Origin of the sequence: Pseudovibrio denitrificans JCM 12308 (assembly GCF_001310815.1) — a bacterium.
In the GTDB taxonomy this organism is placed as follows: domain Bacteria; phylum Pseudomonadota; class Alphaproteobacteria; order Rhizobiales; family Stappiaceae; genus Pseudovibrio; species Pseudovibrio denitrificans.
On the sequence record NZ_BAZK01000043.1, the window covers coordinates 1 to 15,880 of the forward strand.

Annotated in this window: 14 protein-coding genes and 2 pseudogenes; 7 read left to right on the forward strand and 9 right to left on the reverse strand. The window is 44.3% G+C overall.

All coding sequences use genetic code 11. The features are described 5' to 3' along the window. The 4 genes from JCM12308_RS28100 to JCM12308_RS26835 all read right to left on the reverse strand — a co-directional run. Positions 1–2,535: FG-GAP-like repeat-containing protein (locus JCM12308_RS28100; protein ID WP_164845373.1), on the reverse strand; the 2,535-nt coding region annotated here is incomplete at its 3' end. Positions 2,536–2,830: 295 nt separating this feature from the next. Beyond that, complete coding sequence (locus tag JCM12308_RS26825) at positions 2,831–3,355, reverse strand: hypothetical protein (protein ID WP_164845374.1); 525 nt, start codon at positions 3,353–3,355, stop codon at positions 2,831–2,833. A 79-nt stretch (positions 3,356–3,434) separates the two neighbouring features. Continuing rightward, positions 3,435–4,007, reverse strand: a complete 573-nt coding sequence (gene gspM, locus JCM12308_RS26830) for a type II secretion system protein GspM (RefSeq protein WP_054785690.1) — start codon at positions 4,005–4,007, stop codon at positions 3,435–3,437. Then, complete coding sequence (locus JCM12308_RS26835) at positions 4,004–5,056, reverse strand: PilN domain-containing protein (protein ID WP_164845375.1); 1,053 nt, start codon at positions 5,054–5,056, stop codon at positions 4,004–4,006. The genes gspM and JCM12308_RS26835 overlap by 4 nt, the downstream gene beginning before the upstream one ends. 94 nt (positions 5,057–5,150) lie before the next feature. On the opposite strand from JCM12308_RS26835, the gene JCM12308_RS26840 reads away from it, so the two are divergent. The 5 genes and pseudogenes from JCM12308_RS26840 (at position 5,151) to JCM12308_RS26855 (ending at position 9,050) form a co-directional block, all read left to right on the forward strand. After that, on the forward strand, positions 5,151–6,830 hold the full coding sequence (locus tag JCM12308_RS26840) for a GspE/PulE family protein (protein ID WP_054785692.1): 1,680 nt from the start codon (positions 5,151–5,153) through the stop codon (positions 6,828–6,830). Beyond that, positions 6,831–8,033, forward strand: coding sequence for a type II secretion system F family protein (locus JCM12308_RS26845; RefSeq protein ID WP_054785693.1), 1,203 nt, complete (start codon positions 6,831–6,833; stop codon positions 8,031–8,033). Beyond that, a pseudogene (locus tag JCM12308_RS33190) lies at positions 8,030–8,122 on the forward strand (prepilin-type N-terminal cleavage/methylation domain-containing protein); the annotation flags it as partial. The gene JCM12308_RS26845 and the pseudogene JCM12308_RS33190, both read left to right, overlap by 4 nt. Positions 8,123–8,158: 36 nt before the next feature. After that, a complete protein-coding gene (locus JCM12308_RS26850; RefSeq protein ID WP_244272041.1) occupies positions 8,159–8,452 on the forward strand; it encodes a hypothetical protein in 294 nt (97 codons plus the stop codon). Then, the gene (locus JCM12308_RS26855) at positions 8,445–9,050 is read left to right on the forward strand and encodes a prepilin-type N-terminal cleavage/methylation domain-containing protein (RefSeq protein WP_054785695.1); all 606 of its coding nucleotides are present in this window, start codon (positions 8,445–8,447) and stop codon (positions 9,048–9,050) included. Before JCM12308_RS26850 ends, JCM12308_RS26855 begins: the two co-directional genes overlap by 8 nt. 17 nt (positions 9,051–9,067) lie before the next feature. Here JCM12308_RS26855 and gspG read toward each other — a convergent pair whose 3' ends face one another. Both gspG and JCM12308_RS33195 read right to left on the reverse strand, forming a co-directional pair. Next, positions 9,068–9,529, reverse strand: coding sequence for a type II secretion system major pseudopilin GspG (gene gspG / locus JCM12308_RS26860; RefSeq protein WP_244272042.1), 462 nt, complete (start codon positions 9,527–9,529; stop codon positions 9,068–9,070). A gap of 126 nt (positions 9,530–9,655) precedes the next feature. After that, on the reverse strand, positions 9,656–9,991 hold the full coding sequence (locus tag JCM12308_RS33195; RefSeq protein WP_373282424.1) for a prepilin peptidase: 336 nt from the start codon (positions 9,989–9,991) through the stop codon (positions 9,656–9,658). Here JCM12308_RS33195 and JCM12308_RS26870 point away from each other — a divergent pair. Together JCM12308_RS26870 and gspD are read left to right on the forward strand one after the other, a co-directional pair. Beyond that, complete coding sequence (locus tag JCM12308_RS26870; protein WP_244272043.1) at positions 9,879–10,976, forward strand: helix-hairpin-helix domain-containing protein; 1,098 nt, start codon at positions 9,879–9,881, stop codon at positions 10,974–10,976. The genes JCM12308_RS33195 and JCM12308_RS26870 overlap by 113 nt on opposite strands. 155 nt (positions 10,977–11,131) lie before the next feature. Beyond that, positions 11,132–13,225, forward strand: a complete 2,094-nt coding sequence (gene gspD, locus JCM12308_RS26875) for a type II secretion system secretin GspD (RefSeq protein ID WP_164845378.1) — start codon at positions 11,132–11,134, stop codon at positions 13,223–13,225. Positions 13,226–13,463: 238 nt separating this feature from the next. On the opposite strand, the pseudogene JCM12308_RS26880 reads toward gspD, so the two are convergent. From JCM12308_RS26880 to JCM12308_RS26890, 3 genes and pseudogenes are all read right to left on the reverse strand, one after another. Next, positions 13,464–13,721: pseudogene (locus JCM12308_RS26880) on the reverse strand (transposase); the annotation flags it as partial. Between the two features lie 426 nt (positions 13,722–14,147). Continuing rightward, positions 14,148–14,444 carry a DUF6966 domain-containing protein gene (locus tag JCM12308_RS26885; protein ID WP_054785701.1) on the reverse strand — a complete coding sequence of 99 codons (297 nt, stop codon included), beginning with the start codon at positions 14,442–14,444 and terminating at the stop codon, positions 14,148–14,150. Continuing rightward, positions 14,432–15,880 (reverse strand): RHS repeat-associated core domain-containing protein (locus JCM12308_RS26890; protein WP_164845379.1); only part of this gene is annotated, 1,449 nt, incomplete at its 5' end. The genes JCM12308_RS26885 and JCM12308_RS26890, both read right to left, overlap by 13 nt.

Here is a 15,880-nt window from a genome sequence, read left to right on the forward strand (position 1 = left end):
GCGGGTTGTTTTTTGCACCCGCTCCACGCCTTCATCATAAGAGTAGGTCAAGCTGGCGGTGTTCAGGGAGGTGTAAGGTTCATTGTCATTTTGCACCGCATACTCTTGGACTTGCTTGCGCAAGATGGTGCCGTCGCCATCTTTCCAGATCTGCTGCGCGATCTTGCCCACGGAGGAGACGTCCTGGCGGTAGGTGGTCTCAATGGTTGGGGCGTTTGTCTCCCCTGCCAGCTTTGGCAAAGTGGTTATGATCTTCTCAAAACCAAGAAACAGGGAGCGCTCATAGTCCCATTTACCACCAGAGTAGCTGTAGTGTGTTGTTGAAAGGGAGCCGCGCCCATCATTTGTTGTCACGGAGCTGACAACCCGGCGCGGATACGGGAACCAGTTGTCGGCCTCTCCTTTGTAAAGGCTGTAGCTGATGGTTTGCTCAACACCAGAGGGATCGGTGGCGCTGATCATCACGTCGGGAAGAGTGTCAGTCACATAATAGCGTGCGTCACCAAATATATTCTTTTCGCCGTTTTCTCGTTCGATGATCTCAGCAATACCGTCTCGGTCCAGGTCACCAACAAAGGCAGCTGCACTACCGCTCACACTGTGCGCGTCGTTCTCTGACAGCAACTTGAACGTTTCATTGCCCTCATTCAGATAAATTTGGATGTAGGAACTGCTAGAGTTTTTCTTCCAATAATGGGCAACGATATCACCGCGTCCATCTCCATCCAGGTCAGCGATTTGGAGCCCATCTCCCTCAAGGCCTGCCACTTGGAATGCTGGCTTTTGTCTTTCAGAATATCCTTCCAGTGCGAAGATATCGGAAGAAACAAGCGTATTTCCCGCTACGTAGTGAGCTTTGAAGTTACTCCCCCCTTCATAGGAGAGAAAATCGTTGATTCCGTCTCCATTTAAATCACCCGTAATTTGCTTGCTACCAAATGAGCCTGTTTGAGAAATGAGAGAAATAAAGCTATCGACACCATTGGATCGCTTAATGGAGATATTGCTATCAGTTGCTTTATAAAGGTCTGCTAGCCCATCGCTATTGAAATCACCAACCAGATATTCTGTGCTGTCACCAGACCAATCATCGACTGTGCTTCGAGTAAAAACTCCTTTGACGGAACCGGAGTTGCCGATGATATCTTCCAATCCGTCGCCATCAAAATCACCAATACGGGAGCTGTAGGTAACCGGGTCAAGTGATTGAGAGCCGTTTCTTTTTTTGCGACTTACAAAAATTTTCTTTTCATCAGAATAACTTTGTCGTGCGATAAACACGTTTATCGAAGCGGACAAACAGTCTTTCGTGTCGCTATTAAAAGACGTAATCGAAGGGCTCCCAAAAAAGTCAAAATAACATCTGTATGAAACCGGACCTCCGAAAAAGCCTCCTGTAACGCTGTAACTGGTCGATACACCATCAAGCTGCATGTCATTGTTATAGGTGAAGCTGTTCACGTTCTGGCTTAAAGGGATAAATCCAGAACCTCTCCCAATGTTATATCGATTATGAGACGCGGTTTTCAAAGTCTTGCTTACTTGAGAGTAAGAGAATGTGCTTGCAGAAATGCTTGATCCGCCACTAACTGCGCCGTTATTTAAGGTTACATCTCTTCCAAATTCTTGAATACTTGTAATCAAAGATTTTTTGGTTGTGCTGCTTAGCTCGTACGATAATTTATATGCACGAAGTGTCTTTCCAGCAGATTTGACCACTACACTTTGCAAACGCTGTGTAATATTGCCGAGGCTTAAGCCAGTGGCATAGGTCATAATGTCAGGGCGAGTAACCCAATTAAACTCAACTGCGCCTGAATCATAAGAGATTTTCTGAACCTGACAAGTAGGGAAGTTTGTGCAGTCGTACCTATAAGTTACGGTCTTGCCGAGGGTATTTTTAACTGTTGCTAAGAGCCAGCGATACTGCTCTGCAAGCTTCTTTTGGATGCTGTTGTTACTATCATAGGTTGCCCATTCTGATAGCGGTTTATAAGTGAGGACTGTTCCATCGTGGCTGGTTACAATCCACTCTTTGTCACCTTTTTTTATCTTTTGGTAGTTTTCGATCCAAGCGGTATGCGTACCTCCTGCTGCGCACCCGGCCTTCTTTGTATTTTCAGAGCACGTGATTAAACGTTGACCGTCAAGTAGAAACTCATCAGCTTCATCAAATCGCGGCAAACCATTGCGCTTTGCTCTTCGTGTTATCTGCGACAAGCCACCTAAATGCCAACCTGCACCAAGGACATTGTTTGGTCCACTTGAACGCGAAGCTGCAGAACTGTAGCTAAAGGATAAGCGTGGTTCTAAACCTTTAAAACTAGGGGCTTCTATGGGGATCTGTTTTTGGAAAAAGCCAGTTCCCCCCGCAGTGGAGTTCTCTAATCGGCTTTGAGAATGATGATATCCTAACAGCGACTCTGATCCGTGTAGCACTGTAGGTTGAACAATGCTTGAAACGAATAAGCTAGCAGCAACAAACGGGGTTAAAACAGCGCGTGACTTTGATAGATTAACCGCGAGTGACAGCATTGCAGAGATATCCCAATATATAAGTGGAGATATTCTCTCAATGCATAGTTGTAATCGCAACCTATAGTCAGTGATTTATAGCATCTAATAAATCATTATTGAATGTGCTTCATGCAAATAGAAGCATACGGAACGGTTGGTATCAAAATGTAAGTCAAAGCTGGATGAAGCAAAGGACTTTCCTTTATGTGACAACGTGTAGTTTTGAAGTCTTGGCTTGCTCATTCTTGTGAGTGTAAAATTACTTTTTTAGAAATATCTATTATCGTGAAATATATTCAGTGGATAGCACGGGTTATGGAGAATTGGATATTGCAGTTATGTGCTCATTAGAAGGGGGCAACGAAGTATCCACTTCGTATAAATGGACATCAAAGAACTGGTCTTGCTTTTCCACCGTGCAAAACTCTTCGGATATCTTGACTAACACCCATCCATCCAGTGTTTCTCCAGTTTTTAACAATACTTGCTCTGACTCTTTTTGAAACAATGCCCACTGCGTATCATTTTGCAGGACAACACCGGTTAGTTTCCACTTAAAAACCTCTATTTCGCTTTGAACAGGGGTAGAGGTGCTGACTGGCTGTTCTGAGGGAGGTTGAGAAGTATCTTCTGGTGGATCGCGAGCAATGTCTTCTTCAGACACGAGAGCGCTTTTCTCTGGCATCTTCCTGGTTTCGGAAAATAGAGGTGCACTTACAATTGTATCAAAACTTTTGACTGTGGGTTGGAAGTTAGTTTCTCGATTTTGCTTTGGTGCATGATCATCTCTAATAGTAGCGGCTTCTTGGTGAATAGGCGTCAAGTCGATGCTGTCCATGAAGGCGCTATAGAAGATCCAGCATGAAGCCAGGAGTAACAAGGACAGCAAAAGAGATGAGAGATATGGCTTCAGTGTTTTATGCATTGTTCGGCTCTTCACTCTCAGACGCAATATACAGGTCTATGCGTACTGTCAGTGGCAGTAGCTCATTCGGATTTTGATAGCCATAAGTAGGCTTGGGGCGCAGTTCAACTGCTGATAGAAAAATATAGGGACGGTGTACTTCCAAAGAGCTCAAAAAATCTCGGACAGCGCCGATTTCTCCATCGCCTTCTAGACGAAGTCCTATGGTTTCAAAGCCATCGATTACTTTGCCAGAGATTGGTAGGATGCTTGCTATTGCAATATTGTTGATACTTGCGCTGCGTTGTAAGATCTCTTGAAGTTGTGCTGCGATAATTGCGTTACTTCTGCCTGACCAAACTTCTGGCTGCTGAGGACTATAAGTTTGGTGTGGGGTGTTTCCTTCTGAAACTGCACTTTCAAAACGACCAATCTGGTCACGAAGCCGTAAAATTTGATCTTGCTTTTCACTAAGTTCTTTCTGAAGTGGAACTATGCCAACAATAATTGTCGCAAATGCAAATGAAAGAAGCAGAGTAACTGCTAGAACGCGGCTAAGATGGGGCCTTTGCTTCAAAGCCTTCATTGTTCATCGTTCCTTTGAATCGTAAACGAAATGTCAAATCGCTCAAGACGATCGGTGGGATTGATCGTCACAGGGCTATTGAAGCTAACTTGTGACAGGCCTTCCAACTGGTCCAAGGTTGCTAACAATGATGCGGCAGAAGCAGCAAAACCTGCGATACGGCCTTGATCTTCTTCTAAGTAAAACTCATTTAGCCATGCGGTCTCAGGCATGTTTTGGCTCAAATCTTCCCAGATTGCTAATACAGATCGATGTTGCCCCTTATGTCTGGAGAGCGAGAGGCGGCGATTGAGTTCTTCCTCTGCTTTGAGGCGTTCTTTTTTTTGTCTAACAGCTTTACGTTTTACATCCGTCAGCTTCTCGGAAAGCACTATCAATGCAGTATCATGCGCCTTTGTGTAGCTAAAATGCGCGGCGAGGAGGATGGCGATGATAAACCCAAAAAGTACAAGGTTTACTTTGCGCCAAAATTTTACTCTAACTTGTTGAGATGTTTCTAGCTTAAGTAGATTAATTAACTTATGTGTGTCGCTGTTCTGTGTAAATATATTTGAGATTTCTAACTCTTTTTTCTTGCATATCTCAATAATATTCGAACTAATACTCTGCTTAACAAGTGATATGTCAACATGAATGGAACTAAATTGCTTTGATGATGCGCTCCAAGTCCAACTTGCAGTGCTCTCATTAAACGGAGTGTTTTGCTTTACATACAAATCAATGGCATTACTGAGATGCTCATCATTAGCTATCGGAAAATTTTCTTTTAAGTTTAGGCACAGCTGAGGAGCCAGTACTAAGTCTACTTCACGTCCCTTAAACTGCGTCCAGTCAATAAATGGCGTTGAAGTTCCTAGCTTAATATCAAAGATCTCAAACCGAAAATCGCTATGTTTTCCATGTGCTTCCTGGTTAGGGGACACAAAGAGGATGTGGTTTGATTTTTCATTAAAACCCAACTTTGCTTTTATCTCTCGTCCCACAGACGCAAGTTCAAAAAACCACCATAAAAAAAACTGCTCGATTGCCGTTAATTTGGTAAGTCGCAATATTTTTTTTCCACTATGTAGCATAATGCTTGAGCTCGGTTTCCCCTACAATTAATACTAGTACATATTAGTAATTCGAGCCGTGTTCAATTCCATGTATAAATTTGACCTTAAAAGTCTGGATTGCAATGATCCCAGTTTCTTTGCCCAGATGTATGCTGCGCTCGAATTTTATGAGTTCCTCTCCGTTGAGGAAGTTGAGCGACTAAAGTCTGCCAGCCAATCATCAAGTTTTAGAGCTGATAAAGCCTTGATTGAGTTAGGTTTGCTCAATGAAGATGAGTTACTCAGATTTTGGCATTTGTTCTTATCTCTACCTACTTTTGTGGAGGAGGATCTGCCTGAAGCACCTATTTTGCCAGATCTGATTCCTATCAATTATTTATTGGGATCTAAAGTTCTTCCTATTCGGTTTGAAGAGCAGTCATTATGGCTTGCAACCAATGATCCAATTGATACAAAGATCCGTTCATCGTTAGAGTATTTGCTTGATGTTAATGTCAAGCTCGTGCTTGCTTCTGAAAATCAGATTCAGCTAGGCCTGCAGTCCTTATATTTTCCTGAAGGGGTCGGGATAGGTACGGACGGATTAGGCGTTGGCGAACAGCATGGGGAAGATGATATTGAACAACTCCGTGCTCTAGCTAATGAAGGGCCTGTTATTAAGCAGGTAAATAACATTTTGGCATCTGCTCTTGTTCAAGGTGCATCAGATGTTCATTTTGAGCCAGATGAGACAGTTCTAAATGTCAGGTTTCGTTTGGATGGACGCTTAGAGCTTCATGACAGGCTCTCTTTAGAGAGTGCCCCTTCTGTTTTGTCGAGAGTTAAGATTATGTCTGGTCTCGATATTACCGAACGACGTGTTCCCCAAGATGGCCGAGTTTCTCTTGTACTTCGTGGACAATCGATAGATTTGCGTGTTTCCACGCTTCCAGCGGTGCATGGAGAGAGCACTGTCATTCGCTTGCTGCGGAAAGATGAGAATGTGACAAGTTGGAAGCAACTTGGGTTCAGTGCATCTATTCAAGAGAGTCTGAAAGGTCTTTTGAGTAGCCAAAATGGTATTATTCTAGTCACTGGCCCAACGGGTAGTGGGAAATCAACCACACTTTACTCCGCTCTAAGTCATCTAAATGACAGCGACAAAAAGCTGGTTTCTGTTGAGGATCCGGTAGAGTACCGCATAAAAGGTGTTAATCAAGTCCAGGTTCATTCAGAAGTCGGCCTCACATTCGCGAATACTTTACGCTCAATTCTTCGCCAAGACCCAGATGTGATAATGGTAGGAGAAATTCGGGATTTAGAGACAGCTGAGATAGCAATGCGAGCATCCCTTACAGGTCACCTTGTTCTCTCAACGCTACATACAAACAGTTCGGTTTCAGCCTTTACACGATTGATTGATATGGGAGTTGCACCGTATCTGGTGGCATCGTGTGTTCGCGGAGTACTATCACAACGTCTTGTCAGAAGAACGTGCCAGACTTGCAAAGGATCTGGTTCTCGGGGCCTGGAATCTAAATGTAAGGATTGTAGAGGGTCTGGTTACAAGGGTCGAACAGCACTTTGTGAGTTAGTTGAGGTTGATGAAGCCATCCGTGATGCAATAACCAAAGGATTAAGCGAGAATGAAATCTTTGACCTTGCATCTGGTCGAGGAGCTCTTAGCCTAATGGAAGATGGTGTAAGGGCAGCTAACGAGAACATCACTTCCCTGGAAGAAGTTATGAGTACAGTTGGTAGTCACACACTTGAGACTTCGGCCTTCTAAATGGCACAGTTTTACTATCAGGCGCTTACAGCCACGGGCGAGAATAAAACGGGGCATATTACTGCAGAATCTGAAGCTGAAGCTTATGCTCAGTTGCGCATGGGCAATCTGACCCCTTTAACACTTGAAAAAGAGAGTAAGCAAAGCAAACCTGCTCGTAAACGAGCAACTACAGGGAATGCTTATTTAGCTAGGTTTTTTCTAGGGATGTCCAATCTCGTATCTTCCCATGTGCCTTTGTTGGATGTGTTAGAAATATTAAGAGAAAGTGAGCGAAGTAGAAACTTTAAGGCAACGTTAGAAGCGCTGTGCCAAGCAATACAAGGTGGTCATTCATTTAGCTCTGCACTGCGCCAGCACCCCAGCGTGTTTCCAAACTATATTGTTAAGTTGATCGAGGCTGCTGAAAAATCTGGTGCATTAGACGTTGTGCTCAAAGACATATCGGATCAACTTGAAAGCGAAGTTGCGACGAAAAAGCGTATTAGGTCAGGTCTGACATATCCTTTGATTTTGGTATGTGCTGCTATTTTTGTAATTGTTATTTTGACCACTGTTTTGGTTCCTGCCGTTGCTCCATTGTTTGTTGGAGCTGGTCAAGAGGTTCCTACGATAATCCAGATTTTGATAAGAGCTGAGTATTTCGTGACATCTTATCACTTCGAGGCTGCGATTTTTGTCTTGCTTATGAGCCTCTTCTTAAAGCTACTGGGCTCGTTAGCACCAGTTCAGTACTACACAGCGGTGGCATTTTACAAAATCCCAGTAATTGGCTCTTTCGCTCTTAATGTTCAACTCTCTCGAATGTTACGTCTAGTTGCTGTTATGCAAAAGAATGGTATTTCTTTGTACGACGCGCTTCAGACGGCAGAGCAAGTTTATTCGAGCCCGGTAATTAGAGATCTGCTTCAAGCGTGCCTTCGCATCTTGCAAGATGGGGGGCAACTAACACAAGTGATTGAAACGAGAGACGACCTTCCAGTTCTACTGAAAAGATTCATAGTCATGGGAGAGCGAACAGGTACACTTCCAGATAAAATGCAACAACTCAGTACTGCTTTACATAGACAGACAAGCCAGCAGCTTGAGCTCTTTTTGCAAGTGTTACCTCCACTCCTCACTTTGGTGATTGGCCTCTTGGTTGGTTCATTTGTCGTGGTGATCATGGATGCGATTTTAAGTGTAAATGATCTAGCACTATGAGAAGAAAGCACTTTCTTATACTAAGAAAACGTGGGTTTGCTTTTATTGAAGTCTTAGTCGCATTCGCTTTGCTAAGTGTTGTTATGGGACTTGTCTTTCAAAACACAACGCGTACGAGCAAACTTTTGACAAAGGCGGAAAAAACGAGCGTGGCATACGCTTATGCTCACTCTCAGTTGGATAAAATGCTGGCTGCAAGAAACTTTGAAAATGGTGATTTTGTAGTTTCAGGAGAGGGAATTTTTCGCGCAGAGTTATCTGTCTCGTCAGTCACTTCGTTGATGCAAAAAGGACGATATGTGAACAGTAGCTTTTGGCAGATCCAGATTAAGGTTTACGACAAAGAAATCCGAAACACGCGCTTGCCTTTGGTGGTTCTGGAGCAGCTGGTTACATTAGATAGGCTGAGCAATGATTAGATCCAAAGCCGGTTTTGCTATGGTTGAGTTGTTGGTTGCGCTCGCAATTCTGCTTGTCATATCTGCTGGGATTTCGGGAACTCTGTCATTCGGAAAGCGTGTATGGCAACGAACTGAGACTATCTCTCAAAATAGCAATGAAGTCTCTCAGCTCCAGACTTTGAGGTCTTATATCTCCCGAGCGCAAAACATCAATGTTAGTGGTTCCAGAGGTGGCGAGCCGACACAATTTTTTGTAGGTGAAGCGAATAGCTTGAGTTTTTTATCATACACAAAAGCAGAGCAAGGATTTATTGCGCCCTTTATACTGGAAATTAAGGCCTCAGAATCAACTGAACGGGTCACCATTAAAATGAGTTCATTAGATGAGAAAGCTTCTCACCTTCCGATCAACTTGTTGTCTGATGTGGAGAGTGTCAAATTTCGCTACGCGAAACGCGAACTGAAGAAGACAGTCTCAATCGGTGACAATTTTAGTTGGTTTTCAGAATGGAAAGGGCAAAACCAGCTCCCTGATCTTGTAGAGCTTTCGATAGTTTCTACTGATGCTCAATCAGAGCCACACCTTAGGTTGCTTATTAGACCAGTTTTGCGATGACAATCTGATAATTCTTACTAGCTGTTTGATAGATCGGCATCTTCCCCCTCTCCTCCTTCTATTCCATCACGGCCCAAAGTATAAACGTCAAACTCGCCAACCTGCCCTGGGTAGCGATATCGATATGTTCGATTCCAAGGGTCTAAAATTGCAGCCTGGTTTTTAAGGTAAGGGCCATTCCATCGTTCTTCGGTTGCAGGCTTTACAATCAATGCGTTTAAGCCAGCCGTTTCTGCCGGATAGTGACCATTGTCAAGGAAGTATAGCTCGAGAGCAGATTCAAGTTCGTTTATCTGCAAATGCGCTGTTTTTGATTTTGCACGGCTCAAATATGAAACTGCGCGAGGACCAACTACGCCAGCAACAAGTGCAATAATTGAAAGTACAACCAAGACTTCCAAGAGGCTTAAGCCCTTTTTGGAAGCTCTTTTTTTTGCTCGTAGATTCAATTTCATAATCACGCTCACACCAAAACTCAATTCAACTCCAGATAAATATAACAGGTCCGAACAACCATGTAATCCATATCCCCAAAGATAATGGGGGACCAAATGGGAGGCGAGTATGAAATGTCAGTTTCTTGCGTCCGACAGAGGTACCGATCATCATGGCAATGCTATAACTGAACCAAGGAAGATTGCGCTTGGAACTCCTTGGAAACCCAGCCACAAACTCGAACTAGCAAGCAACTTGATATCACCCAAACCCAGTCCTGTTCTGTTCCTTAGGAGCACGTAAAGTTTGGAAAAGGCTAAGAGGCCTAAGCCGATGGTAAGGGCTGCCAAGATGTTGATTTTGAGTTCGTTGGGAGTAAGCACTTGAGTTGCTATGCAGCCTGATAAAGCAAGTGCTGCGCTTGTACGATCGGGAATAAAAAACCAGAGGCTATCGACTGACGCTCCGTATACTAAAATTATAGCCAATAGGATGGAGAAGCCCACAACCGCGTTCGGTAGTGGTTCAGATGAAAGTGTGGAGCAAAGGCCGATAGAGAAAAACAACAAGCTAAAAGCGCTGATTTGTGCTAGAAATCTTTGCGTTCTTTTTAGCTGTCGTTTCTTCTGTAGTGCTTTGATTTGTAGGTCCATTTTGTCCGGCAAAAATAAACTTATTGGATTAAAAAAACGGGGCTTCGCTATTCCGTCTGTTTTATTGAGTATCACATTAATTTTGAGCATCGTAATTGGTTATTCAACGTCGGCTCAAAACCATGTTCTGCGGGTGAAAAGGTACTTATCTGAAGTAGATGGCCAGTTAGCAGCTCGCTCTGGACTGGAACTGGCGGTAGGCATTTTACTAGAGCGTTTCGCCTCGCCTGAATATGAGCAGAAACTGACATTGATAAATGGCGATGCAGTATATTGTCGATACAATAAAAGGGATCGACTTGCAATTTCCATTCAAGATATCGCCGGAAGGATTGATCTAAACTTTGCAAGTAAAAGCTTGCTTGAGAAGTATTTTAGTTCCTTTCATGAGCAACATGTAATTCTTGAGAACGTCACCCAAGCTATCATAGAACGTCGTCAAATTCGTGCCTATGCTATTGTTGATGAGCTGCAAGAATTAGAGGGCATTGATCCCGCTTTTTTTCAGAGTATTCGTAATGACTTAACGACTTTTGGCATTCAAAATAGTCTGGCAAATGACGCCCTGTCGGAAGAACTTAAAAAGCGCCTACAAGGTCTACCAAAATCAACGTTTAATGGCTATCCAAGCAATAAGAGGTACGCTATTGATATTTCGGTCTTGTCAGATACTTCGGATGCGTATTTTCTTGAGGCTGTTATCGAACTAAGGCCAGGACAAAGACCTCCCTTCAAAGTTCTAAAATGGGTTGGCTTTTCATCAACTCATTTTGAGGAGTATCCCAGAGGCAAGCACCTCAAAGACATGCCAGCAGAGATTTCTTTTTGTACAACATAAGCTTGTGTCTGCTCGATTTTCCACAAGTTGTATATCCTGAATAATAACCACTTAAAAAGTGCATTTCTTTTCTCAGTTACCTCTGCTTGTCGCTGGTGTTTACCCTAAAAAATCAATAGAGATAAATAACTTCGATCTGACGTATGGAGTCTGACGTGTTGTTTCGTCATCAGACCTTTTTTGCTTTAATTTTATCTATTGTTTTGCTGTTGGCAGGATGCTCCGGCAACAACCTAGGTGATGACGATTTTGAAGAAACACGTTTAACGCGGCCAGTAACGCAAAGTGGCTTTAGTCGCTCATATTTTCCAGTTAACTCGCGAGGGACCGTTGGCGGGAATCAACCACGACAGGCCGTACTTTATCCTGCGACTGGATCGTCTCTAGGAACTCAAGAACACCGCCAGTTTGCGTTCTCAGGTGAGACAGAAGTCCGACTTAACTTAAAGGATGCAAGCATTGCAGCTGCAGCCAAAGTTGTCCTGGGTGAGATTTTAGGAAAAGGATATATCGTCGATCCCGAAGTCGAAGGCTCAATCACTCTCCAAACTACCAGCCCAATGAAGATAGAAGCTCTGCTCGATGTATTTGCATCTATGTTAGAGTATAACAATGCAACCCTGGTTATTAGGGATGACCTTGTACATATCGTTCCAGCTCAAAATCCTGGCAGTTTGCCGATTACAACCAAGTTGAAGGAGTTTGGGCTTGCTGTACGTGTTGTACCGCTTGAGTACGTTGCGGCTTCAGAAATGGTTCGGATCCTAGAGCCCATTATCGGGAGCGAGAAAATTATTCGTGTAGACAAGGCTCGTAACTTATTGCTTCTCACAGGATCTCCGCGCGATATCTCTGCAGCAGTTGATGCAATTAATTTGTTCGACGTAGACCTTATGCGAGGAAAATCCTTTGCACTGCTTCCAGTAAAGAATGCTGATCCTGTTGATATTGTAAAAGAAATGGAGACAGTTTTTGCTTCGCGGCGAGAGGGACCGCTGGAGGGCATAATCAGTTTTGTTCCTAATTCTCGTCTTGCATCCATTCTGGTCATCTCAAAGCATCCAAGGTACCTCAAGGAAGCTGAAAAGTGGGTTGAGCGTTTTGATAGAGTTGCAGGCGGAGCAAAACGTCAACTCTTTGTCTACAACATCCAAAACCGAGAGGCGAATGAGCTATCAGAGCTCTTAGCATCGCTATTGTCTACCGCTAATCCAAGCTCCAAAAGTGCTGACACTAGTCAAGATAGTTCCGAAGAAACTCCAAACCCGACCCAAAATGTTTCGTATACTGCCTCAGTTGAAGGGGCGGACGTGCAATCAGCAAAAGGTGGCGTGAAAGTTGTCGCAGATGGGACAAATAACGCTGTGTTGGTCTACGCAACCAAAGATGAATACGACGCGATTTTGCCAATGTTGAAGCGACTAGACTCCTTACCGAACCAAGTGTTGTTGGAGGCGACTATTGCCGAAGTGACACTCACGGATGAACTTAAGTTTGGTCTACGCTGGTTTTTTGAGAGCGGGAATTTCAGCTTCAAGTTTACTGATGCAGCAAACGGGACAGTTGGATCTGCATTCCCAGGGTTTTCATTCTTGTTCTCACCGGGACAGTCGCAACTTGCTATTAATGCCCTTTCTAGTATTACTGACGTGAATGTTATTTCATCGCCAAACCTCATGGTGCTTGATAATCGAAAAGCAGAACTTCGTATCGGGGATCAGGTTCCGATTGCAACAAAATCCTCAGTTGGAACCGGAAGTTCCGATGCAACGATCGTCAACTCAATCGAGCTGAAAGATACAGGCATCATCTTGTCGGTAACGCCCCGCGTGAATGATAGCGGCCGGGTAATTTTGGATATCCAGCAAGAAGTCAGCGACGTAGTCAAAACAACTACATCTGGGATTGACTCACCAACTATCAGGCAGAGAAAAGTGAATACCACTGTTGTAGTAAACAACGGTGAAAGCCTTGCACTAGGTGGTTTAATTCAGCAAAGAGCTGAGACTACCAACTCTCAGGTTCCTGTCCTCGGTGATGTACCGGTGTTGGGCACAATGTTCCGGCGCAAAGAAGACACCGAGAAGAAAACTGAGCTTTTGATCTTAATCACTCCTCATGTTGTTCGTGATTTCAAAGAGGCTGGGGATGTAACGCGCGACTTCCGTAAACAGCTCAATGGATTGAAAGGGTTCAATGCTTCCAATGGTGATCAATTGCGACATCAACTGAACAGAATTTTATTCTGAGGAGAGGCCGATGATTACTACCGGCAATTATCATTTTCATTGACTGATTTTAGTCAGGGAATATTGGATCGATGCTTCAGATTAATCTTTGATATGGGCAAGGAGTACCATATTATCACGTTGTCTGGCGCTCGCAGGTTGATTTCTCCAAGCATAATACTCACGGCAGCTTACGCTATAAAGGGACAGTGACTGGCAGCTGAACAAGAAGCGTTCTGTGTATCAATGAACTGGTATCTCACTGACATGTTTTCCTGGCGAAGAACACTGCCGCCTTTCTAGACAAATCTCTTTCTTGCCGTAAAAGCTCATTTTCATTGCGCAATTTAGCCAATTCTTTGCTAGCGTCCTCACAAAGCCCTATCAATAAATCATGATCGCAAAATTCCTTGATCCAGCGTTTTAGCGTAGCTCGTCCCACACCCAGATTGGCGGCAATTTCAGGAATGAGCCGACCACTCACTTCAACCCGCTGCACTGCTTCTCGCTTAAACTCTTCCGTGTAATGTTTGCATCCATAAAGTCCTCCTGATCTTAGAGTATCAGAAGGCTCTCCACTTTCCCCGGACCAGTCTAAAAACGTACGGCTTAATTAGAAAGGCAGTTACGAGAAACGAAGGCTAACCGTGAAAGAGAGCGGCAAGCCTTTGAAGATCAGCTAAGCAAATAGCAGGAGCAAGCCTCCCGGCCTCAGACTCTTTTAGAGCATCAAACCAAAGACCCTGACAAAGGATGGCTTGAAAAAATTATTGGAATGAAAATAGTAAAACTACCTAGACATATACTCGCCTTCATACAATATTTTGAATTGCTTCTTTGCTCGATATCGTGCGTTCCTGAGTAGACCCCATGCTGTGCGATGGTACCGGGCTCTGTCCGGTACCAACACGGCGGAAAGGGCCGTGGACGCAGGAGTGTAGTTTTATGGATCTAATTGAATCATGTTGTATATCTCAGTTCTTAATACTGATAACTTATCGTTTGCGATTTCCTCATGGTCTTCTGAAATTGTGTGACCATTAAATCGAGAAATAATTAGATCATTAAAAGATCCCATGCCTCCATACCAAGTTCGGAGGTTTCGATACTTCTCTGAAGCAGGTGAAGCTTGTATCTTCTTCACTTCTTTATACCAATGCATTTCACCGCAGTTTTCTAGTAATGCTGCTAGTTCTTCAAGTGCAATGCATATGTTTCTCTGGTGATTTAGTGTAGCCATTTAGGATCAACCCTTGGTATGTATACTTGATTGCCGCCTCCAAGAAGACTGCTAGCACCGACAGACTGAGGAGCTGCAACACCTTCATATATAGTGACCCCCTTCGGGACCGTGATTGTTGCAGTCTGTTGAGCTGAATTACCCCATTGTGGAGCTAAGGCGCTATCAAGTTGAGATTGCATTGGTCCTTTAGGTTTAGTACGCGTCCAATATGCGCCAACCTTGTTCGCACTGCCACCGTAAGATCGGTATAATGTTGTTGCCTCTGATAAAGTAACGGTACTGTATGTTCCACTACGAAATGTTTCTGCAATATTAGCTGGAAGTGGGCTTTCAGTAATTGGGGTAGTTAGGTTCTTAGGTATAGTTCCAGGTTGTCCTTTAACTGCTCCTTTCATAGGCAAGGGTAGTGCCGCTGTACCTATCCCAACAAGATTTAGTAGATCGCCACCAATCTTTGACCAACGTGACTGCTTAGCTCTATTGCGGAACCACTCAGATCTTTCTTCAAAAGCGTCAGCATGTGCATTTGCAATATCATTGTCTTTGAAATCGTGATTTCCGTCTCTAATTTGCTCAGCTGAACTTTCATCTCTATCAGCCATCCGATTGTTAAAATCTGCGGCATCTTCATCACTATCAAACCAATCAAAGAAATTACCATTTGTGTCGAATTTATTGATTGGGTCGTTTGCGGAGTATGCATACCGGTTGGTGCCGACATTTTTCTGGGTTGGATCGAACCAATCCGATTGTATGAAGCGAGCCAGATCAGCATCGTAATAACGGGCATTGAGATAAGTTAGGCCAGTTTCTGGATCATCACGTTCACCAATCCAGCCCTTGCTTTCGCGCGGAGTGTCTGCTGCCTGCTGGACATCTGTACGCTTGCCGTAAGGCTGATAGCGACTGACCGCGGCGATAGTACCGGTACTGTTGGTCAGCATGCGGGCCGAGGACAGGTGATCACGGTGGATCCAGTTGGTGGCGGTGCCCACACGGCGCACAGAACCATCCAGATGTTTGATCACCGTACCATCGGGCAGGATCTCTTCGTCATCCCCCAGATACAGCGTGGTCTGACCACCGGAGATCTTCTTTAAGCGTTTATCATCAGGACCATAAACATACTGAGTGGTCACCCCGCCCATGGTCACCGAGATCGGACGGTCTTTACCGTCATAGACCAGAGAGCGGCCCTTGCCGGAGACCATGTTGCCGTTGCCATCATAAGAAAAGGTCCAGGACCCGGCCTTGGTGGGAGCATGCGGACGGGCAGCTGTTGGCGCAGGATATGAGTAGGTGCCAACATCACTCTTAGAGAGCAGATTACCAGAAGGGCTGTAGGTAAAGCTGCGGGTCAGTGCACTGTTGCCCACATTGGTGGCCGCTGTCAGCTGGTTGATGCTGTCATAGGTGTAGTCCCAGTTGCCATT

What these genes read in the sequence shown, in the direction of transcription:
- gspM (WP_054785690.1), bottom strand. Translation starts at nt 4,007, where the DNA reads ATGAAGGCTTTGAAGCAAAGGCCCCATCTTAGCCGCGTTCTAGCAGTT.
- JCM12308_RS26870 (WP_244272043.1), top strand. Translation starts at nt 9,879, where the DNA reads ATGCAGCCTGATAAAGCAAGTGCTGCGCTTGTACGATCGGGAATAAAA.
- JCM12308_RS26845 (WP_054785693.1), top strand. Translation starts at nt 6,831, where the DNA reads ATGGCACAGTTTTACTATCAGGCGCTTACAGCCACGGGCGAGAATAAA.
- JCM12308_RS26825 (WP_164845374.1), bottom strand. Translation starts at nt 3,355, where the DNA reads ATGGACAGCATCGACTTGACGCCTATTCACCAAGAAGCCGCTACTATT.
- JCM12308_RS26840 (WP_054785692.1), top strand. Translation starts at nt 5,151, where the DNA reads ATGTATAAATTTGACCTTAAAAGTCTGGATTGCAATGATCCCAGTTTC.
- JCM12308_RS26885 (WP_054785701.1), bottom strand. Translation starts at nt 14,444, where the DNA reads ATGGCTACACTAAATCACCAGAGAAACATATGCATTGCACTTGAAGAA.
- JCM12308_RS26855 (WP_054785695.1), top strand. Translation starts at nt 8,445, where the DNA reads ATGATTAGATCCAAAGCCGGTTTTGCTATGGTTGAGTTGTTGGTTGCG.